The organism is Wolbachia endosymbiont (group B) of Protocalliphora azurea, assembly GCF_947251865.1.
Taxonomy (GTDB): Bacteria; Pseudomonadota; Alphaproteobacteria; order Rickettsiales; family Anaplasmataceae; genus Wolbachia.
On sequence record NZ_OX366394.1, the window covers coordinates 1,431,481 to 1,451,376 of the forward strand.

The 19,896-nt window shown below is 34.3% G+C and carries 16 protein-coding genes and 5 pseudogenes; 10 read left to right on the forward strand and 11 right to left on the reverse strand.

Features of this window, described 5'->3' with window-relative positions; genetic code table 11:
* Positions 1-4 precede the first annotated feature (4 nt).
* Together OPR35_RS06820 and OPR35_RS06825 are read right to left on the reverse strand one after the other, a co-directional pair.
* Positions 5-706, reverse strand: coding sequence for an ankyrin repeat domain-containing protein (locus OPR35_RS06820; protein ID WP_230609234.1), 702 nt, complete (start codon positions 704-706; stop codon positions 5-7).
* Positions 707-874: 168 nt separating this feature from the next.
* Positions 875-1,663 (reverse strand): annotated as a pseudogene (locus tag OPR35_RS06825) (phage tail protein); the annotation flags it as partial.
* Positions 1,664-1,736: 73 nt separating this feature from the next.
* Here OPR35_RS06825 and OPR35_RS06830 point away from each other — a divergent pair.
* Positions 1,737-2,739 (forward strand): IS630 family transposase gene (locus tag OPR35_RS06830; protein WP_230608967.1). Its coding sequence is split into 2 segments (ribosomal slippage): positions 1,737-2,246 and positions 2,248-2,739, totalling 1,002 coding nucleotides; the frame shifts between segments, so codons are not numbered across the junction.
* Between the two features lie 15 nt (positions 2,740-2,754).
* Here the strand turns inward: OPR35_RS06830 and OPR35_RS06835 are convergent.
* Positions 2,755-2,877, reverse strand: a pseudogene (locus tag OPR35_RS06835) (phage tail protein); the annotation flags it as partial.
* Between the two features lie 60 nt (positions 2,878-2,937).
* Between OPR35_RS06835 and OPR35_RS06840 the strand changes: the two are divergent.
* The 4 genes and pseudogenes from OPR35_RS06840 to OPR35_RS06855 form a co-directional block, all read left to right on the forward strand.
* Positions 2,938-3,435: pseudogene (locus tag OPR35_RS06840) on the forward strand (transposase); the annotation flags it as partial.
* A 61-nt stretch (positions 3,436-3,496) separates the two neighbouring features.
* Positions 3,497-3,994: pseudogene (locus OPR35_RS06845) on the forward strand (transposase); the annotation flags it as partial.
* Positions 3,995-4,055: 61 nt separating this feature from the next.
* On the forward strand, positions 4,056-5,288 hold the full coding sequence (locus tag OPR35_RS06850; RefSeq protein WP_265024688.1) for an IS256 family transposase: 1,233 nt from the start codon (positions 4,056-4,058) through the stop codon (positions 5,286-5,288).
* 163 nt (positions 5,289-5,451) lie between these two features.
* Positions 5,452-5,595, forward strand: coding sequence for a hypothetical protein (locus OPR35_RS06855; RefSeq protein WP_230609241.1), 144 nt, complete (start codon positions 5,452-5,454; stop codon positions 5,593-5,595).
* Positions 5,596-5,892: 297 nt separating this feature from the next.
* Here the strand turns inward: OPR35_RS06855 and OPR35_RS06860 are convergent, their stop codons facing one another.
* The 5 genes from OPR35_RS06860 to OPR35_RS06880 form a co-directional block, all read right to left on the reverse strand.
* The gene (locus tag OPR35_RS06860) at positions 5,893-7,896 is read right to left on the reverse strand and encodes an ankyrin repeat domain-containing protein (protein WP_264683879.1); all 2,004 of its coding nucleotides are present in this window, start codon (positions 7,894-7,896) and stop codon (positions 5,893-5,895) included.
* A 148-nt stretch (positions 7,897-8,044) separates the two neighbouring features.
* Positions 8,045-9,484, reverse strand: a complete 1,440-nt coding sequence (locus tag OPR35_RS06865; protein ID WP_230609244.1) for a hypothetical protein — start codon at positions 9,482-9,484, stop codon at positions 8,045-8,047.
* 757 nt (positions 9,485-10,241) lie between these two features.
* Positions 10,242-10,685 carry a hypothetical protein gene (locus OPR35_RS06870; RefSeq protein WP_265024827.1) on the reverse strand — a complete coding sequence of 148 codons (444 nt, stop codon included), beginning with the start codon at positions 10,683-10,685 and terminating at the stop codon, positions 10,242-10,244.
* On the reverse strand, positions 10,672-12,018 hold the full coding sequence (locus tag OPR35_RS06875; protein ID WP_265024826.1) for an IS110 family RNA-guided transposase: 1,347 nt from the start codon (positions 12,016-12,018) through the stop codon (positions 10,672-10,674). Before OPR35_RS06875 ends, OPR35_RS06870 begins: the two co-directional genes overlap by 14 nt.
* 218 nt (positions 12,019-12,236) lie before the next feature.
* Positions 12,237-13,115: a hypothetical protein gene (locus OPR35_RS06880; protein ID WP_265024825.1), complete on the reverse strand. Its 879-nt coding sequence runs from the start codon at positions 13,113-13,115 to the stop codon at positions 12,237-12,239.
* Positions 13,116-13,180: 65 nt separating this feature from the next.
* Between OPR35_RS06880 and OPR35_RS06885 the strand changes: the two genes are divergently transcribed.
* Positions 13,181-14,593, forward strand: a complete 1,413-nt coding sequence (locus OPR35_RS06885) for an IS4-like element ISWosp2 family transposase (protein WP_264686125.1) — start codon at positions 13,181-13,183, stop codon at positions 14,591-14,593.
* On the opposite strand, the pseudogene OPR35_RS07410 reads toward OPR35_RS06885, so the two are convergent.
* Positions 14,514-14,735 (reverse strand): annotated as a pseudogene (locus tag OPR35_RS07410) (hypothetical protein); the annotation flags it as partial. The gene OPR35_RS06885 and the pseudogene OPR35_RS07410 overlap by 80 nt on opposite strands.
* Positions 14,736-15,034: 299 nt before the next feature.
* On the opposite strand from OPR35_RS07410, the gene OPR35_RS06890 reads away from it, so the two are divergent.
* The 3 genes from OPR35_RS06890 to wmk all read left to right on the forward strand — a co-directional run bounded on the left by OPR35_RS06890 (position 15,035) and on the right by wmk (position 18,079).
* Positions 15,035-16,702, forward strand: a complete 1,668-nt coding sequence (locus OPR35_RS06890) for a recombinase family protein (RefSeq protein ID WP_264704331.1) — start codon at positions 15,035-15,037, stop codon at positions 16,700-16,702.
* A complete protein-coding gene (locus tag OPR35_RS06895; RefSeq protein WP_265024824.1) occupies positions 16,656-17,021 on the forward strand; it encodes a hypothetical protein in 366 nt (121 codons plus the stop codon). Before OPR35_RS06890 ends, OPR35_RS06895 begins: the two co-directional genes overlap by 47 nt.
* Positions 17,022-17,146: 125 nt before the next feature.
* Entirely contained in the window at positions 17,147-18,079 is a 933-nt protein-coding gene (gene wmk, locus OPR35_RS06900; RefSeq protein ID WP_264730434.1) for a WO male-killing family protein Wmk, read from the forward strand.
* Positions 18,080-18,145: 66 nt separating this feature from the next.
* On the opposite strand, the gene OPR35_RS06905 is transcribed toward wmk, so the two are convergent.
* A complete protein-coding gene (locus OPR35_RS06905; protein WP_264730432.1) occupies positions 18,146-19,063 on the reverse strand; it encodes a patatin-like phospholipase family protein in 918 nt (305 codons plus the stop codon).
* On the opposite strand from OPR35_RS06905, the gene OPR35_RS06910 reads away from it, so the two are divergent.
* Entirely contained in the window at positions 19,062-19,583 is a 522-nt protein-coding gene (locus OPR35_RS06910) for a phospholipase D family nuclease (RefSeq protein WP_264730430.1), read from the forward strand. The genes OPR35_RS06905 and OPR35_RS06910 overlap by 2 nt on opposite strands.
* Here OPR35_RS06910 and OPR35_RS06915 read toward each other — a convergent pair whose 3' ends face one another.
* Positions 19,584-19,799: a hypothetical protein gene (locus tag OPR35_RS06915; RefSeq protein WP_264730428.1), complete on the reverse strand. Its 216-nt coding sequence runs from the start codon at positions 19,797-19,799 to the stop codon at positions 19,584-19,586. It lies immediately after the preceding gene.
* Positions 19,800-19,896 lie beyond the last annotated feature (97 nt).

The window sequence follows — 19,896 nt, forward strand, 5'->3', positions numbered from 1 at the left end:
TTTTTTAAGCTTTCCTTCTCACCACCTCATCTATCATTTCATTTATCTGGCTTATTATTTTGCTTGCTAAATTTTCACATTCTTCCTTTATTAGTGATTTGTCTCTCTTTCTTATTTCTTCTATCTCTATTATTTTTAGCTCCGGCATGTAGCTTCCATTCAACATGTCTGCTATTTCTCCCACTAGCCCCTCTATTCCATAGCACGTCAGTTCTCTACTTTTTGTTACTCCTCCTTTTTCTCTCAAAAATTTACTTGCCTTTTCACTCTCTTTGCTATCACATAGACGATACTTTTCACTTTCCCAGATGTAATACATTGGTGTTGCACCGTACTTATTCAGTTGATTAACTTCAGCTCCAGCCTTTACCAGCTCTTTTATTATTTCAACTCCTGCTCCTCCTATTTTGCACGCAGAGTGCAGTGGCGTACATCCAGTAACATATTGAGTAGCATTTACTTCTGCTCCTTCTCTTAGCAGCACTTTTACATTTTCTAAACTTTTTGCGAATACTGCACAGTGTAGTGGTGTATAACCATTCTTATCTCTTGCATTTACCTCTGCCCCTTTTTTTATTAATAACCTCACTGTTTTGTAATCAGAGATTTCTACTGCTTGGTGTAATATCGTCTCTCCTTCTTCATTTCTTTTATTAATATCGTTACTTGATACTTCTTTAAAAAACTTACTCTTGCTAAAACTCATTTCATACCTCACAAAATTAGCTTTTCTAGCGTTAGATAAATTTCTTATATTTACCTGCTGCTATTCAAGTCATGTCCGTTTTAGCATGAGAAAGCAAGTCCTTTTCTTTTTATTTCATACACTTTAAACTATTATTAATATAATATATGAGGATCTAAATATAAGTATTTAACTTATTACACATATTGCTTGACTATTTTTCCAACTTCTGTGCAAATGTCGATGTTCGTGCCATTTCAGTACTCCCGGGTAAAACACTAAAATGTGCTTTTCTAATTCGTGTATTGAGTCTTTTTGCTCTGAATATAAGTCGTTTTTATAGTAAATGTTGTGTTCTGCTAAAACATATTTTCTGACCTTCTGATCTGTATAATTTTCTATTTTGTAGTGGTGAGTAACGCTAAACCTTTCTAAAATTGGCTTGTGTTTTAAATTCCAACGTTGCCCTGAAAGTTTATCGTTTCCCAATACAAATTTATTTCCTTCTTCTTCTATTCTACCAACCGGAAAACAGCTATTTATTTCTCCTAATTTCCAGCTATCTGACAGTACAATCTGCGCTTTTGCAAATTTAATCGACGGTAATAAGCTTTGAGTTAGAGGATACAGGGCTTTTAAGTTATACCACTGATGACTTCTTTCATAAATGCCTTTGTAATCCTTTGTGTGAGGCTCTGTTTCCCCAAGCACTGCTACATTCAACCGATATATGTCATTACTAAATGCTTGCTCATAATGAATCCGAAAAGTGCTAAACTTAAAATTTGGATTTAAGCTTTTTAGCTCAAATGTGTTCTTTCTACCGAATGACAGTACTGGTCCATCTTTTTCAATTTTTATCCCCGAGTAATCCGATAACAAACTTCCAAAAAAGCTTTCATCTAAAATAAACCTATCAATGTTGTAGTGGTCATTGAAAATCCTCATTAGCCTTGATCTTGCTGGTAATACCAATTCCCACTATGCAAAGAACAGATAGACAATAATGGGAAAGAAGTGATAATAAAGTAGATAAAATAGAGAGGTATAAATGGCATTAAGGTCAAAACTATTAGACGAAAAAGTTGTAAATTTGGCGAAAGAAATGTTAAAAAAGGTCAGAAATAACGCATATGTTTCAAAAAAGTTACAAGCGGTGATAGCAGGAAAAGAAAGTAGTATAAGCGCTGTGGCAAGAATATGTAAAATTTCAAGGACTGCTTTGACTGAATGGATAAAGCATCTAAAATTTGGTAGAGTAGAAAGATTATTTGCCCCGTCTCAGCGGCGAAGAAAAAGCAAATTAAAGAAAAATCAACGTGAGCAAATTGAAATATGGGTAGAAAGAAATCCAAATATTACTATTAAGGAAGTGCAGATAAAAATCTCAGAGGAATTTGGCCTAAACATTAGCAAATCAACAGTGCACCGTGAGATACAAAGGATGAAATTTTCTTATATAACACCGAGGCCAATGCACCATAAACAAGATAAAAACAAGCAAGAAGAGTTTAAAAAATACTTCAATAAAATAGTCAATTCCCACCCTGAAAAAGAGGTGTTTTTTTGATGAATCACGATTTGGAACTCATTCAAAAATCGGACACGGATGGTTTAAAAAAGGGGTCAGAACGCAGGTTAAAATGAAAATTGGTAGACAAAATTTCTATATCTACAGTGCGGTAAATCCAAGAAGTGGTAAGAAAATCAGCCTACTTGCTCCATATGTAAACACTGATTGTATGAATATATTTCTGGAGCAGATGTCGAAAGATTTAGGCACGAAAAAAGCCTTTCTTGTAATGGATTGTGCAAGTTGGCATAGATCAAAAAGTTTGAAATTTCAGGAAAACATTACCATTATATACTTGCCTCCTTATTCACCGGAACTGAATCCTGTTGAGAGGTTGTGGCAATATATCAAATACAATACTTTACGTAACAGAGTCTACGATACCATAGGCTTACTTGCAGATGTTCTGTGTAATTTTATTGTCAGTATTTCCAGCACTACTATTAAACGAGTTTGTAATGTTTCTTATTTGTTCGATTAGTAATGGAATTTGGTATAATGACAGCTTTGCCAATTCTACAACTGCATCTACAAAAAAGTCATTTGGCACATCCTTTATTCCAATTTGCAGCTCAAAAAAATGTTTTCCAGGTGGTTCTTCGATAATTGGGGAATGTTCAAAAAAGTGTGTCAAACCGAAAAAAAAGTAATAAATTGATATAAAAAATGGAGGTTTGATATGAGTCAAGCAAATAGAACTACTGGTTTGGTAGATTATAAAGAATTAGAAACAAATATCCTGTCATCTATACGAGAAGGAAGACCATTGACAGGAAGAGATGGAGCATTAACACCGTTTATAAAAAGGCTGCTAGAGGCAAGTCTGGAAGGTGAAATAGAAAGCCACATGTCAGCTAAAAGTGAAGAAAATAACCGAAGAAATGGAAGGAATGCAAAAACTTTACGTACAAGTTCAGGCTCATTTGAACTATTAACACCAAGAGACAGAGAAGGAAGCTTTGAACCGCAAATAGTCAAAAAAAGGCAAACAAGCCTACATCCAGAACTTGAAGCAAAGGTCTTAAGTACATACGCCAGTGGCATGGGATACAGAGACATAGCTTCACACGTTGAGGAAATATATGACCATAAAATATCAGCAGCAGAGATATCCAATATTACTGATAAACTGCTACCAATAATCAATGAATGGCGCAGCCGTCCATTGGGGAATGTTCAAAAAAGTGTGTCAAACCGAAAAAAAAGTAATAAATTGATATAAAAAATGGAGGTTTGATATGAGTCAAGCAAATAGAACTACTGGTTTGGTAGATTATAAAGAATTAGAAACAAATATCCTGTCATCTATACGAGAAGGAAGACCATTGACAGGAAGAGATGGAGCATTAACACCGTTTATAAAAAGGCTGCTAGAGGCAAGTCTGGAAGGTGAAATAGAAAGCCACATGTCAGCTAAAAGTGAAGAAAATAACCGAAGAAATGGAAGGAATGCAAAAACTTTACGTACAAGTTCAGGCTCATTTGAACTATTAACACCAAGAGACAGAGAAGGAAGCTTTGAACCGCAAATAGTCAAAAAAAGGCAAACAAGCCTACATCCAGAACTTGAAGCAAAGGTCTTAAGTACATACGCCAGTGGCATGGGATACAGAGACATAGCTTCACACGTTGAGGAAATATATGACCATAAAATATCAGCAGCAGAGATATCCAATATTACTGATAAACTGCTACCAATAATCAATGAATGGCGCAGCCGTCCATTGGGGAATGTTCAAAAAAGTGTGTCAAACCGAAAAAAAAGTAATAAATTGATATAAAAAATGGAGGTTTGATATGAGTCAAGCAAATAGAACTACTGGTTTGGTAGATTATAAAGAATTAGAAACAAATATCCTGTCATCTATACGAGAAGGAAGACCATTGACAGGAAGAGATGGAGCATTAACACCGTTTATAAAAAGGCTGCTAGAGGCAAGTCTGGAAGGTGAAATAGAAAGCCACATGTCAGCTAAAAGTGAAGAAAATAACCGAAGAAATGGAAGGAATGCAAAAACTTTACGTACAAGTTCAGGCTCATTTGAACTATTAACACCAAGAGACAGAGAAGGAAGCTTTGAACCGCAAATAGTCAAAAAAAGGCAAACAAGCCTACATCCAGAACTTGAAGCAAAGGTCTTAAGTACATACGCCAGTGGCATGGGATACAGAGACATAGCTTCACACGTTGAGGAAATATATGACCATAAAATATCAGCAGCAGAGATATCCAATATTACTGATAAACTGCTACCAATAATCAATGAATGGCGCAGCCGTCCATTGCAATCAGTGTATCCAATAGTGTTCATGGATGGCATGTTTTTTAAGGTCAAGGAGGACGGACATTGCGTAAGTAAATGCATGTATAATATATTGGGTATAAATCAAAATGGCAGAAAAGAAGTATTAGGTTTTTATCTGGCTGAAAGTGAGGGAGCTAACTTCTGGTTGGGAGTTTTAAATGACCTCAAAGAAAGAGGAGTAGAAGATATTCTGATTGCATGTGTAGATGGGCTAAAAAGCTTTCCTGCAGCCATCAACAGTGTATTTCCCAGTGCAGAAGTGCAGCTATGTATAGTACACCAAATAAGAAATTCTCTGAAATATGTATCCAGTAAAGATGTAAAAGTTTTCATGAATGATCTGAAAAAAATATATCGTGCTTCAAGTAAAGAAATTGCTGAGAATTATCTGCTTGAGCTGGAAGAAAAATGGGGAGAAAAGTATCCTTTAGTTATAAAATCCTGGCAGAACAATTGGGAAAACTTATCCAGTTATTTTAAGTATTCTGGGCCAGTTAGGAAGCTGATTTACACCACTAATCCAATTGAGGGGTTGCATAGACAAATCAGGAAATTTACTAAAACTAAGGGTTCATTTACTAGTACAAATGCCTTGTACAAACAGGTATATTGTGCTATAAAAAAGGTAGAGCAAAGGTGGATTATGGCTCTCCCTAATTGGGCTTTAACTATGTCTCAACTTGATATTTTCTTTCCAGATAGATTGAAAATTGAGTTGAACTAAAAATGCGGCTTGACACACTTTTTTGAACGTTCCCGAGCAATTAGAGAAATTTTATGGATTAGCATCTTAATTTACAAAAGCAACGGGAGATTGAAAAGAGTATGTGCAAGAAGGAGCTGCTACAAAGGGCCATGCCAAAAGATATTGAGATTGATGTAAGTCGATGTTACAAAATCAATTATGCGAAAATATTAATATAGATGATGAAGATTTTAGCATACTAGATGCAACAGTGGTAGACAATGTATACAATTTAGCTGCATATTTTAATAGTATAGCTTTTCTTATAGTAGTCCGAACAGGGTAAGATATGTGTTTATGGCTATAGTAGGCCAGTAGCATATTATGATTTATTTGGATTATTGTGAAAAGAGCTATAGATCTGGAAAAAAAATTCTGTAAAAGGTCGGCTCAGCCAATCGTGTTTTAATACAGTCTCATATCCTGAAAATACACCTTGTGGCCAGCTCCTGTACAATGACATCTCATTTTCCTGAAAAACAACATAAAAGAGTATTCTTAAAAGATTATTGATATCGATTCGACTCCTTTGCAATAATTTATTAACTGTAGTAATTTATATTTAAATAATAATTTTCAACTTTTATGGTAAATTAGCAATTTTTTCCCTAGAATCAGAAACTCTTCTTAATTCTTCACGTTTTACCCATGAACCCTTCTGCTTATTGGATTCGCTTATTAATTCAGGACGCATTAACCCACCAGATCTAGCAAAAACACCTCGGTCTATGGCTTCAATGACTGATAAACCTCCCAGTAAGCAATTTTGTCCTATTTCTTCATAATTTTCTATTCCCTCATTACAATCTTCTATTGCTTCATTATAACTTTCTATTTTATCAAGTAGAAGTAGGCCTTCTTCACTCACCTCTACTTTTATCCAATTTTTATTTTTCTCATCAGGATATAACCTAACTTCTAATTCTCCCAAACTAGTATAGAAAGTTAATACTACATCGCTGCCTTCTGTAAGATCTGTGTAATTCCTTATGCCATCTTCAATTTTAATTTCTACTTCACTATTACCGATCTTTACTATATTTCTTCCACACTTTACATCTCCATCTGTTAGACCTAAATCCCTTGCCCCATCTGTTATCTTTATAATGTCTATTTTACTATCTTTAGAATATTCTAAGTAAAAAACGGAGTTGTCTACTCTTGCATCTTTTAGCTCGCTATTGGTTGCACTTTTTGCGATTTCAATAAACTTATGAGAATTGCTAATATAATCTCTATAAGCTTTTTTTAGGTTAGTTTTATGCTCTTTAAATTCTGATGTCAGTGTGTTAGCATCAACTGTATTACCAAACACTGCCCCTTTTGATACTAATTGACATATTATATTACTAGCAACTTTAGGATTTTTTTCCAACTCACTGATTTTTTTCATCACATAATCGGTAAAAGTGTACTCATTACCTGAAAAGAAATCTTGTGAAAGAGAATAGTTTAATCGTACACCAGACTTTATAGCATCGTTTACAATCTCTTCAAGTTCAGCCATGTTTTGAGCCTGAAACACCTTATCAGAAAACTCATTTAACTTTTCCTTTTGATTTGAGGTTAAATTAACGAGTAATTTACTGACCTGTCCTTTCTTTTGCTGACGATAAATATTTATACCATAATCTAATGCTCCTGCTTCTAGAAATATTTTTCTTAACTCTTGAGCAAGATCTTCATTATCCCAAGCAAAACGATCAACATACGAAAACACTTTTGATTCACCCATTCCTTGCCTAATATTTAGCACTACTTTTAGGTCTGAATCTCTTTTATGCTTACTTAAAAACTCCTTTAAATTTTTAGTGCAGTCTGAATCGAGTACAAGTAAGTCATACAATTCCTTATTCAACTTTTTCTGTTTATCAGTTAAAAATAATTCTTCTATATTATAGCAGAGTTTATTAGTTGCTATTTGTTGTGGAGTTTTGCCCTTTCTACTTGTTATATTAGGTTTAGCTCCTTTCAAAAGAAGAGAGTTTGCATTATCGTGGTGACCTTTGGCAGCAGCAAGGTATAATGGTGTTTTTCCTTTATTATCTTGTATGTTAGGATCTGCGCCTGCTTCTAAGAGTAAATCTATAGCCTGATTTCCTGTGCGACGAAATCCACCAATGTTTGCTCCTGCAATTGCATGCAATACTGTTGATTGAGATTCTCCTCTTCTGAGGTTAAGAATTACTTTTAAATCTTTATTGTTTTTATTATCATGTAAGAATTCTTCAAGGGGCTCAGTATTATCAAATGAACCACAGTTAGAAGCTAAACATTTTAGAGCACTAAGTAACTTTTTGTTTAAATTTTTTTGACTTGGTGTAAGATCATGATCTAGAGCAAACCAAACACAAATCTGTTCACTTAATCCAAGTTTGCTATCTATCAAAGATGATGGTTCATTATAGTTTCTAACTGATGGTAAATCTCCTGAGTACCACATATCATTCATCAGTTCATTTAATAAATGCTCTTTAGATGATAGATGTTCTATAATTGATTCATATTCAAAATCAGATGGCTCTGGTTTGGATTTTGGTTTTAGTAGATTGATAATAGATTTTACTATCCCAGTAGACTCACCCATACTTATCCCTCTAAGCTAAGATATATGATACATTGTATGCGATATGTAACATTAAGTCAATAACCATAATCTTTTTACTACTTATGTCGTTTGTTAAGTTTTTATGGTGAGTAATATAAGATCTTTAGACAATCAAGCAGTTTAGCATTTACCCTACAGTACGGCTTGTTGTCTGTTTTGAATTTGTTACTATCTCACACCAACTATTTTTTTTCTTTTCATTAGATAAGGTAATTTTTTCAGAAGATTGACGTAGTGTTTCATGTTTTTCAAAATATCCTCGTTTAATCGCATCATGTACTGAATATCCACCAAGTAAGCAATTTTCTCCTATTTCTTCCTTATCTTTTAATTGATCAAGTTTCTTCTTGTCATCGTCACTTATCTTTACTTCAATTTTATTGTTGTCTTTATCACTAGAACGTAGATGAATACTAATCTTTCCTACTTCAGTAGTAAAAGACATTTCAATGCCACCTTCTAAAACGTCTGTATAATTTCTTTTTCCTCCTACATTTTCAACTCTTACTATACTCTTTCCAACATGAAATATATGATGTCTAAAACTTAAATCTTTCACTTTTGGATTATTTATAACTTTTGCAACCTCAACAGTGCTATCTTGCGAATATTTTACATAAAAATATCCATTATCCATTTCTACGTGTAAAGCTTTGCCTTGGGCACTACTGTTTATAATACCTTCATCTGCTACGCTTTTTAGCTTGTTATCGATTTCTTCACGTTCTGCAAAAATCTCATAACTGAACCCATAAGTTGCATACAATAACTTATCATCATAAAAGGAACTGCATTTTACTCTTCCACCTTTTAATAGTAAATTACTCATGATATTGCGTATAATACCTATATTTTTATCATCTGATACACCCTCGTAGGCAGGAATATCTCTTATTCCCTTAGAAACTAAACTTGTTATAGTCTCACTATCGTCTGATAAACTCTCATAAGGTGGTAATCCCTTATGCTGTCGTATTCTATCAGGGATATTTCTTATTTCCTTAAAAATTAAACTTGTTATAGTATACTTATCATCGTTATATTTTGAATTGAGTCTTATCCCTTTTTGCAAATATTTATTTGTTATGCACTCTATACGCTCTAAAGCAGTGTTTGTAAAATTTTCATGCTTATCCCTATAACCTTGATCATTTTTTGTTACTACATCTTTTAACTCTTTACGAAATTCATCAATTAGACTTCTCTCACTTTCAGTCAGTAGTAGATCTAACTTAATTAAAGCAGAGTCTCTTGGACTAATAGGGTAATTTTTCCAATATAAATCACTATCATCAGTTTCACTCTGATACGACAATGTATGTTTTACACATGTGTCAACAGCCTCCCTAGTTTCATGTCTCTGATCAAGGTCATAACATTCCGAACGATTACTTATTCCTTGAACAAACAAACTATAATCATCTAAATCTGTTATGTCATCTTCAGGCGTTGGTCCCTCATTGCTATTACACTCAATTTTTGAATGCCATGGCTCAGTATTTAATTCCTCTCCTAGCTTTTGTTCACTGATAGATTCTACAACATATTTTACTGACTCTGTATCCATACTACCTCCTAGCCTAGATATAGAATATATTATGTACAATATATAATATTGGTCAAGCTAATTTCAACACAATCTTTTTACTACTCATATTTTTGTTAAGTTTTTATGGTGAGTAACAATGGAGTATGTAGATAGGTTAAAAGTTGCTTATGACTGCAAATTTGAGCTAATTTTACTATAGATTAAAATAGTTAAGACCTATATTTGATATCACTATTATTAAGAGCGTGATGGATTATGCTTTAAAGGAGTACGGAAACTGCTGAAGTTTTTACAGCAAACCTGTATGGAGCAACTTCAGCAGAATAAACAAACACATGCCAGTATTAGTAGAGAATTATTTATAAGTCAATTAACTTTTTCAAAAAATATTTTAGTGAAGATACCATGCTAGCTAGTGTTATAAACAATTCAATTGTTTACTCCTTCAAAAAAGATCGTATATTTTTGAGAACAAGTTGCGTAAAAATAAGGTTATAAAAATAGAAGATTTAAATTATTTCCATAAGCTTAGGCAAAACAGTTCGTATGTATATATGGATAAAATGGGCTAATATGGCTAGTTTTAGCGTATAGCAAAGTCAGAATACAAAAAAGTTCGTATGTATCGCGCGGTAGACCAACGCATCCCAAAACAAACTCTTCTCAAGCTAGCTGGTTTCGGTTGCTAGAAATGGTTGTATTGCTTAAGTTTTTAATGGTGTATGTTGCTGAATTAATAGTAGTTCATTTTTGACATATAAACTCTCAGTAATCCTCATCTACCAGGAAGATCATCTGCAGAACTGTGTCCTAAGTTGTCCTTTATACGAAGAACATCCTTAACTGATATAAGAGTATCTGGCCTCTGTGCACGATCATTCCATATGGCATACGATAAAACTACTGTGTCTCCATCGGTAATACGCTTATAACCTCTACAATGCATATAATCATCTAGTTGGTTATTTGCTTCCCGCTTTTTACGCTGTAATTCACCAGCACCAGCAAACTTCAACTCTATTCCTATTGGGTGAACACCATCTCTACTGTCTGGAGACCGTAATAATACCAGATCTAATCTCTCTCCTCCTCCCAGTTGAAATTCAATAATTACCCTAGCTGGATTATCACAAGCGTAAAATAATCCATGCAGTATGGAATGAAATCCAGCCTCTCTAGCGTTATCCCTATTTACTATCCACCTCCTAAGAAACTCCATTAATCAACTCTTCTTGTTGAACTAGTGTGTAGCCAAACTCCTGCGCTTTTTTGATCAAATTTTTCACAATTTTCTCTTTGTAGCGTGTTTCATAATAACTCATTCCTTTTTCCACATACTCTTGTCCATATTTCAACATTTGGTAAAAAATACATGCTAATTTTCTTGCTGTGGCAGTAATTGCTTTTATTGCTCCTAGCCGTCTTTTTAATCTCCTACAATATGCACCTAATGCACTTTTGCTATTTCCCACAGCATAAGCAGCCATTCGCAGGGCATTTGTAGCGCGATTAATGACTTTACGAGTTTTTGTCCCAAATACTTTTTCTCCTGTGATCTTGTTAGCAGGGCTAAGTCCTAACCATGAAGTAAAGTGCTTTTCTGATTGCCACTTATTATGGTTAATGCCAACTTCTGAAATAATAGTTTGTACAGTTAGTATATCAAATCCAGGAATTTTAGTAAAATCTATTCCGGTTATCCTATACAATTTCTCACGCAAGGTGAAGTTTGGTCTGCCTTTTCTAGACTTGTTTTTTTCCTTACCTAACTCTTTACTCTCATCGGACTTTGTTTCAAATGTTTTATAGTAATTTTCTATGCTTTTATCACATTCAGTTATTTGCTCTTGAAAAAAAGTATATGCTGTATATTCTTGTTTCAGTACAAATAAATGTTCTTCTCTATAATCGCCTGTTAATGCTTTTGCTATAGTAGCTTTATCGTTCTTCATATTCACACTTCTGAATTCAGCTAGCTTCTCGGGATTCTTTTCACCTTCTACTATTGCTTTAATAATTTGCATTCCTGTGACGCCAGTGATATCGCTTATTACTTTATGTAAATGAATATTCATTTGTACCAACACCTTTTGCATACGATTAATATGTGTAGCAGCATTTTCAATTAAGTTTTTACGTTGCCGCACATAACTACGCAATACACACATTTGATTATCTGGCCTAAATGATCCTTCGATTAACCCATAACTGTGTAGTTGTTGAAGCCATTGGCAGTCCTGGACATCTGACTTTCTTCCAGGTACATTTTTTACATGTCTTGCATTTGCAAGTTTTACTTCAAGTCCATATGATTCAAGTACTTGAAACAAAGGAATCCAGTACACTCCGGTTGACTCCATGGCTACTGTAGTAACTTCACACTTTTTTAGCCATTTTGCTATGTTATGAAGATCCTCTGTAAAACAGCTAAATTTTTGTATATGCTGTTCATCACTTCCTTCTGGCACACACACATAATGTATAGCTGAACCAACATCTATTCCTGCTGCGTTAGGGTTCATTATTTCTAATTTACTTTTTGTTTTTTTCATGGTAACTCCTTCATATAATTTATAGCAGGGAAACACTTCAGCTTGGGACGGTTGATATAATACAATCTCCTAACCGAGGTAGTCTAAGGACTCCATCAATGATTTGACCGTTCCTCCAAAACCATGCTAAACGACGGGCACTTATGGCACCAGTGAAGATTCCGGTTATAACTGCATGAGGCGCTTCCTTCACAACTATACTTAAAACTACTAGAAACTTAAATTGATGAGTTTCTTCCTGGTTTGACAGATTCATTTTGTTCGATGCTTAACGGAAATAGCACATTAGAAATTGCTTGAAACATTTGTGCATGACGATTTTGTACTTGCCAACCAGTATTCATCATTATATCTGCAATGCTGTGCACGTTACTGACACCACCTATCTGTGAAAATTCACCTAGAAAAGATCCACCTACTTTACTTTGTAAATAGAGGGCAGGTGAGTGAAATAGTGTTACACCAACAGTTAAACCAAGATCATCCTCAGCTCTTCTTGCCGGATCCAATTCACATACTACTTCATACACTCTAGTGTCTGGCCAATGTGATAGATCTAGACCTTGCTCTGGAAACTGGTGAGTTGCTAACATATGACGTACATTAAGTACAATAACTCTTTTCTCTCTTCCTAATGATGCATATAAAACCATAGTTAAGGCACGATCTCCGACATTTACCTGTGTGATCCCTCCTTGCGGATCTAGCATTTCATCGTCATCATGATAGTGGAATAAGTGTTTGGTTACATCTACCCAATTTCCTCTTGTTAACATAATCCTTTTTTTTGCAAATGCGGTATTTCCAAAGGTAAACCCAGTTGTGTAGAGGAATATTCTCCTATCTCTAGCACTAACACCACCCCTATTTCTAACACCAGGTACAGCAGGTACACCGAAGGCTGGATATAGTAAATAGTCTCTAACGCTCTCTTGAATTCTGGCCACAGACCCATTAAATAGCCTTTCCATTAAAGAAGATTCTCTTTCCAAAAAGTTTTGAGTGCTAAGCTGCAAACGTTCGTTGTTGTCTAAATCAAAATTTAACCCTACACAAACAGCATCCTCCGACGAGGTGTGTATCTTACTATTACCCACAAATATAAATGGACATAAAAATAAAGTATTACAACATTAAAGTTTGCAAACATTGAGGGTAAAAAATGGCAAACAGGAATAATGAATGGGCTGAAAATGAATTTGGAGATGCTGTACTTGGAGATAAAAGGTTAACTGACCGATTAGTAAATATTGCTGATAGTTTTACAAGTTTACCTGAAAGCTCAATCAATCAGGCGTGTGGAAGTTGGTCAGAAGCAAAAGCAGCATATCGTTTTTTTCAAAATGAGAACGTGAAAGAAGGCGATATTCTAGCTTCACACGTTGCTAAAACAGTTGAAAGAACAAAAGCCCATAAAAAAATTTTTGTGATCCAAGATACAAGTTATATTTCATACACAGACCATGAAAAAACAAGTGGATTGGGAGTTATTACAAGAAAACATAGTCAAGGTATTATAATGCATACAGCTCTAGCTGTTAGTATAGAAGGTTTGGTACTAGGGATACTAGATCAAAAAATTTATTCAAGACCTGAAGAATCTGAAAACATAAAAAAAAAGAACAATGACAGTATCCGCATTGAAGATAAAGAGAGTATAAAATGGTTAGAAACTTTAAGCAACACAAACAACATTATTGATTCAACTCAAACTGAGACTATAACTATATGCGATAGAGAAGCAGATATATATGAGTTTTTTGAGCTTGCACATAATCTTAATTCGGCAGTGTTAGTTAGAGCTTCCAAAGATAGGGCAGTAAATAGAAAATCTCGATATCCTGAAAAAGGTGAGCAGAAGTTATGGGAATTTATTAAATCCTCTCATTGTGCAGGTACGGTAAAAGTTGAAGTTCCTGCAAAAGATAATAAGCCAAAAAGAACAGCACATTTGGAAGTTAGATTCGGAAAGTTTATTATGCATCCATCTAAGAATAGTATTAGGCATAAGAAAGAAGAATTACTTAAATTACCACACTATGCAGTTTACGTTGTTGAAAAAGACTTTCCTTCTGAAACAAGTCCGCTAGAGTGGATGCTTTTAACAAATCTTCCAGTCAATACCTTTGATGAAGCTGTTGAAAAAGTTAGGTGGTATTGTCTTAGATGGAAAATAGAAATATTACATAAAATTTTAAAATCTGGTCTCAAAGTTGAAGAATGTAGGCTTGGAACAGCAGAAAGGTTGATGCGATATTTAACAGTAATGAGTATTATTGCTTGGAGAATTTTCTTTATTACAACAATTGCAAGAACTGATCCAACATTACCGTGTACTACCTTATTAGCCGAAGAAGAATGGAAAGTTCTATATGTAAAAATACATAGAAAACCATGTTCAAATGCAACTCCTACTATAAAAGAAGCTGTTTCATGGGTTGCTCAACTTGGAGGACATTTGGCTAGAAAAAATGATCTAGAACCAGGACCCATTACTATTTGGAAAGGATGGAGACGTCTCTTTGATCTAGCAGAAGGATGGCGACTTGCTCACGAACTTTATATTTGTGGGTAATAGTAAGAGTAGGAATCAATATGGAGAAATATTTTTTTTCATCTGACAATCTATCGTTAAACTCTCTCATAGCATGCCATGACTTTTCTGATACTTCTTTTGGAGGAGATTCTAAAAATACTGTATCAAATAATAGAGTGTTTACACTACCGACAATGTTGCAAAAAACATAAAAATAAAACTAGAGAAAACCATTTCTCGAAAACTTCTGTGTCCAGAACCAAGAGTCCGATTTACTTATAGCGCTAATAATCAATTAACCATCGGCTTTAAGGAATGATATGAACATATTATTTCAAGGAAAAGTCATGAGAAACAAGAGATTAGCTATCCAAATTAGCTGTAGCTATGAACCTAATCGGTTAGCAGAACAATGCTTATCAGATGCTTATGAAAAGGTAGTGTCAAAGGAAATAAGTCAAAAAAACTTAAAACATAAAAATGGGATTCAAGGAGGGTCAAATGGTAACAGTATGTTTATATGCGAGAGTTTCTTCGGGGAAACAAGTAGAAGGAAATACGATAGAAAGTCAAATTGCAGCTTTAGAGAAGCAAATTAATCTGGACGGATACAGATTGTTAAGTGAGTATAAATTTATTGATAACGGCTACAGTGGATCTCATTTAGTCCGCCCTGATTTAGAAAAATTACGTGATAAAGTAACAGAAGGTAAAATTGATAAGATTTACATTCATTCTCCTGATCGTTTATCTAGAAAATATGCATATCAAATGGTGCTGATTGAAGAATTTGAAAAAGCAGGAGCAAAAGTGGTTTTTTTAAATTATGAGATTAACGGTAACCCAGAATCTCAATTACTGTTACAAATGCAAGGTATGATAGCAGAATATGAACGTGCGAAAATTATGGAACGAAGTCGTCGTGGTAAAATCTATGCAGCTAACAAAGGCTATGTAAATGTAATGGGAGGAGCTCCTTATGGTTATCGTTATATAGATAAGCATATGGGAGGAGGACAAGCTTTATTTGAGATTAACGAAAAAGAAGCTGATGTCGTTCGTAAAGTATTTTTGTGGATAGGCAGAGAAAGAACAAGTATTGGGGAAGTATGTCGTCGGCTAAATACTATGTCCATTAAGACACAAAAAGGAAAAGAACGCTGGAATAAAGGTACAATTTGGAGTATGTTGAAAAACCCTGCTTACAAAGGACAAGCAGCTTTTGGTAGAAGAAGGTTAGGAGTAAGATTAAAGCAAGTAAGACCACAGAAAGGCTCTTGTGAGCAGCCAAAAAGTAACCACTCTGTCTATCCTGTTGAAAAAGCAAATTGGATTTATATTAAAGTGCCAAATATAGTAGATGAAGATATATTTGATATTGTTCAAGAACAATTAGCTGAAAATAGAAAAGTAGCAAGGACAAGAAAAAGAGGAGCAAAGTACTTACTACAAGGTTTAGTCATATGTAAGCGTTGTAATTACGGATGTTACGGAACTTGCATGAGAAGTAGACGAGAAGAAGAAGGTGGTCATTATGCATATTACCGTTGTAGTGGTAAAGATTCTTACCGTTTTGGTGGTAATAAGATTTGTGACAATAAACCCATTCGCTCAGATGCATTAGAAACAGCTGTGTGGGAAGAGGTTAAGCAGTTATTGAAAAATCCAAACAGGATTTTAGAAGAATACAAGCGTAGGCTTTCAGAACTAAAAAAATCATCATTGGATCAAAAAAGTGACCTGCTAGAGAAACAAGAAAATAAATTAAAACGTGGTATTGCTAGACTTATCGATAGTTATGCTCAAGAATATATCAATCAAGAGGAATTTGAACCACGAATTAAAGCAATGAAACAAAGCTTAAAAACAATTAAAGAAGAGAAGAAAAAGATATTTTATCAAAAGGAATTAGAACAGGAGGTAACTCTGGTTGTGGCCAATTTAGAAGACTTTTCTTCCAATATTACGTTAAACCTTGATAACGCAGACTGGTTAACTAAACGTGATATTATCAGAACATTGGTCAAGAGAATTGAAATTAACCTTGAGGACGTAAATGTGGTATTTCGCGTAAAAGAGCTACCGAACTCTTCTGGACATAATGGAAAGGAAAATAAAAATTTGCAACATTGTCGTAGGTGTATTTGAGATAACATTTCCTACAAGTATTGGTAGCCTAAAAATTGTAGTATACCATAATGCGGAAAATGACAGTCAAGTAGAGGTCAGAGTAGCAGATAAAGAAATGTGGTCTGAACTACAAAAAAAAGGGGAAAATATAGGAAAAGGTTGCTTTTTTGGAGGAATGACAGTCACAGAAGCGGTAGAAAAAGGAAGTTTCCCTAGGAGTGGCAAGTGGAATAAAGAAAAGGCAAAAGAAGAAATAAAGGCAATTAGTAATAGTGAAACATTATCATGGGTTGATAAGGTGTGTGGAGGTAGTAAAGAAACTTCCCGGAAACTTTAAACAATGAGGAGGGGAGGGTTTTCTTCCCTTCTTACTTACAACCACAAAATTGCAACTTCTTTATAAGCTAAATTTTAGGTTATAGTAAAATAACAGATGGTTTATTTCGGTAAAATTGTTACGATATGGCAAATATCTCTATAAGATATAAAATAGCACAAAAAGTAAGAAGCTGGAGATTAAAACAAAAGTATACCCTAAAAGATTTAGTAGAGAAAACAGGCATAAAATATCATACATTACTAAGATATGAGCAAGGAACATGTGGCATTCCAACTGAAAAATTAAAAGTCATAGCGGAAGCATTATCAGTTCACATTGGTAGCTTATTTCCTAGACAAAAAGTACTGAGAGAAAGTTGTTCTTTTAACAAAGAATGGATGTACAACTTTATAGCAAAAATAAAGGGACAAGAATCATGCAAGTTGATTCGCGACTTAACTGGGTTTATTCAAGCTGAAGAGGAAAATAATGTAAAAGCTGCAAGGGTAAGCATGGCCAAGAACTTAGCGAAAGTAGGGTTTGATACTGATATTATCTATCGGGGAACTGGTTTGTCAATTGATGAATATGATGAGGAAAAAGGCTCTGAGCATTCAAACGAAGGACAAGAGATAAAAAAATGGAGAATAATAAGAGGGTATACTCAAGAAGAATTAGCAAAAAAGCTAGATGTAGGACCCTCACAGATACATCACTATGAACAAGGGAGTGCTACTATTTTAAGTGAAAGATTATGGGAAATAGCAGAGAAGTTATCAGTGAATGCTGAAGATCTGATGAAGAAGTATGAAGAAGATAATTGCAAAGCAGAAAACGAGCTATTAAGTTGGGTGAAAGAGTCTAAAAAAATTGACAATCAAGAATCACGAGATGAACTAGGCATATGGGTAGAATTTTTATCGCAAAGAAAGCAAATTTATAAAGAAAAGATTTACAAAGCAGAGGCAATAAAAGTTGCGAATAATCTACGTATGTTGGACGTTTCTATTGATGCTATTTCTAAAATAACAGATTTATCTATTGAGGAGCTTGAAAATTATGCTTTCAAAACTTAATCTGGGTTAAAAACAGCAGTAGTTTACTGACTCATAAATAATATATTAAAATATTAGAGAGAATAGTTATATATTTAATATTTCTATACAGAATTTTTCTATCACTTTTTGATTGTCCTCTACCATTGCCTTTGCCTCCTCCTGCAGAGATTTGATATTTTTTGATGTAATATTATCCATGTCAGGTGATGCTATTTTCAATTGCGATTGTATGCGTATATATTTATCAGCTATAACTTGATCAAGTTGGTAATTTACTGCATCTAAACTTGAAGCAAACATCACATGTAGTAGTGGCTTGATCCATCCTATTTTTCCAAATCTCCTTGAATTAAAATACTCTATGCTTCTATCTGTTCTGCCAGTACCAATTGATAAAATTATAATATCATCATTTGGAAATAACCTCTTACCACTTGCATATGCACAAGCCGCTGGATTATTTGCAAATACTCCGCCATCCACTAATACCATTTCCTTTTGGTTGATTTTAAGATATTTAGGTGCAAAGTAAGTAGGTGCTGCAGTTGTAGATCGTAATGCATCTTTCAATTTGATAAAATTTCTATCTTCTCTCCAGCTTTTAAAGAAGAAGGGATAATTGTTCTTAATATCGTAGCTTGTAAGCATTAAATTATTTGTTGCATCTGCAAGAGTAGAATCACCAAAATATCTATTCAGAACGCATTCAATATTTTTGCATGAATACTGTGCACAATTTAGCCAGGAAAATATTGATCTTCTGAAAAATGAAGACTTAAAGATATGTGACCCGTCTTTCTGATAGAGATCAACTAAGTCGAGAGCAGAGTATTGTTTATTACATAATCCGGCAACGATAATACCACCTGTAGAAGTTCCGACCATTAAGTCAAACATTTGAGAGATTGGCTTTTTTGTTCTATACTCTATTTCAGCTAGAACAATAGCAGGTATAATACCTCTTATGCCTCCACCGTCGACTGAAAGAATATATTTGGCCATGTTTAGATATTTATTGATTTTTTTAACTTGTTTGCTTTTATCAGGTTGTGTTTCTTGTCCAAGTACTACTGTATGTTTCACTCCTAGAGAAAATTGCACCAATCTAATAATTGATTCTGTGGGTCATGCTAAAAAATCCGTGTTGGTTCAGGCATACCAATTTACCTCGAAGCCTATTGCTGAATCCTTGGTTCAAGCTAAAAAGCGTGGAGTTGATGTCATGGTTATTCTCGACGAATCGCAAGTTAGCTCAAAGTATAGTGTTATCAATGAGCTGTTTGAGCAAAAAATCCCAATTTGGGTAGACTTTAAACCAGCGATTGCTCATAGTAAAATAATGATTATTGATGATAACAAAATAATAACTGGCTCTTTTAATTTCACCTATGCAGCTGAATCAAGAAATGCTGAGAATCTACTGATTATAACAGGGGATCCTCAATTAGTTGAGCAATACATCGAAAACTGGAAGGATCGTCAATCTCAATCTGATGCTTACACACCAAAAGTAGAAGAATAATTACTTTAAATCAGCTTTAAGTTCATCCAATTCCTCAGAAAGATTCTTTACCCGTTCTTCCAGACGATATACCGTAACGGCCAATCCATTGTTCTGCTCTATAAATTTATCATGCATGTGTACCCGTAAGTCTAGCTTGGCGAGCCACCAAATTGTTGCTATGGTCTGTATTACCATCGTTATTATTACTGTGATTGGGATTTTTTGTTTTTGCATGCTTTTCCTGATTGTATAATAAAAGACTTTCAATTATTTCTTGTTTGGTAGTGTTCATAAGCGTCAAGTTAAGTGCAAGCGGGAATGTTCAAAAAAG

Excerpts from the sequence above, each read along its gene's own strand:
- OPR35_RS06915 (WP_264730428.1), bottom strand. The coding sequence starts at position 19,799 with ATGCAAAAACAAAAAATCCCAATCACAGTAATAATAACGATGGTAATA.
- OPR35_RS06895 (WP_265024824.1), top strand. The coding sequence starts at position 16,656 with ATGGAAAGGAAAATAAAAATTTGCAACATTGTCGTAGGTGTATTTGAG.
- OPR35_RS06890 (WP_264704331.1), top strand. The coding sequence starts at position 15,035 with ATGGGATTCAAGGAGGGTCAAATGGTAACAGTATGTTTATATGCGAGA.
- OPR35_RS06860 (WP_264683879.1), bottom strand. The coding sequence starts at position 7,896 with ATGGGTGAGTCTACTGGGATAGTAAAATCTATTATCAATCTACTAAAA.
- OPR35_RS06820 (WP_230609234.1), bottom strand. The coding sequence starts at position 706 with ATGAGTTTTAGCAAGAGTAAGTTTTTTAAAGAAGTATCAAGTAACGAT.
- OPR35_RS06910 (WP_264730430.1), top strand. The coding sequence starts at position 19,062 with ATGTTTAGATATTTATTGATTTTTTTAACTTGTTTGCTTTTATCAGGT.
- wmk (WP_264730434.1), top strand. The coding sequence starts at position 17,147 with ATGGCAAATATCTCTATAAGATATAAAATAGCACAAAAAGTAAGAAGC.
- OPR35_RS06870 (WP_265024827.1), bottom strand. The coding sequence starts at position 10,685 with ATGGAGTTTCTTAGGAGGTGGATAGTAAATAGGGATAACGCTAGAGAG.
- OPR35_RS06850 (WP_265024688.1), top strand. The coding sequence starts at position 4,056 with ATGAGTCAAGCAAATAGAACTACTGGTTTGGTAGATTATAAAGAATTA.
- OPR35_RS06855 (WP_230609241.1), top strand. The coding sequence starts at position 5,452 with ATGTTACAAAATCAATTATGCGAAAATATTAATATAGATGATGAAGAT.
- OPR35_RS06875 (WP_265024826.1), bottom strand. The coding sequence starts at position 12,018 with ATGAAAAAAACAAAAAGTAAATTAGAAATAATGAACCCTAACGCAGCA.
- OPR35_RS06865 (WP_230609244.1), bottom strand. The coding sequence starts at position 9,484 with ATGGATACAGAGTCAGTAAAATATGTTGTAGAATCTATCAGTGAACAA.
- OPR35_RS06885 (WP_264686125.1), top strand. The coding sequence starts at position 13,181 with ATGGCAAACAGGAATAATGAATGGGCTGAAAATGAATTTGGAGATGCT.
- OPR35_RS06905 (WP_264730432.1), bottom strand. The coding sequence starts at position 19,063 with ATGGCCAAATATATTCTTTCAGTCGACGGTGGAGGCATAAGAGGTATT.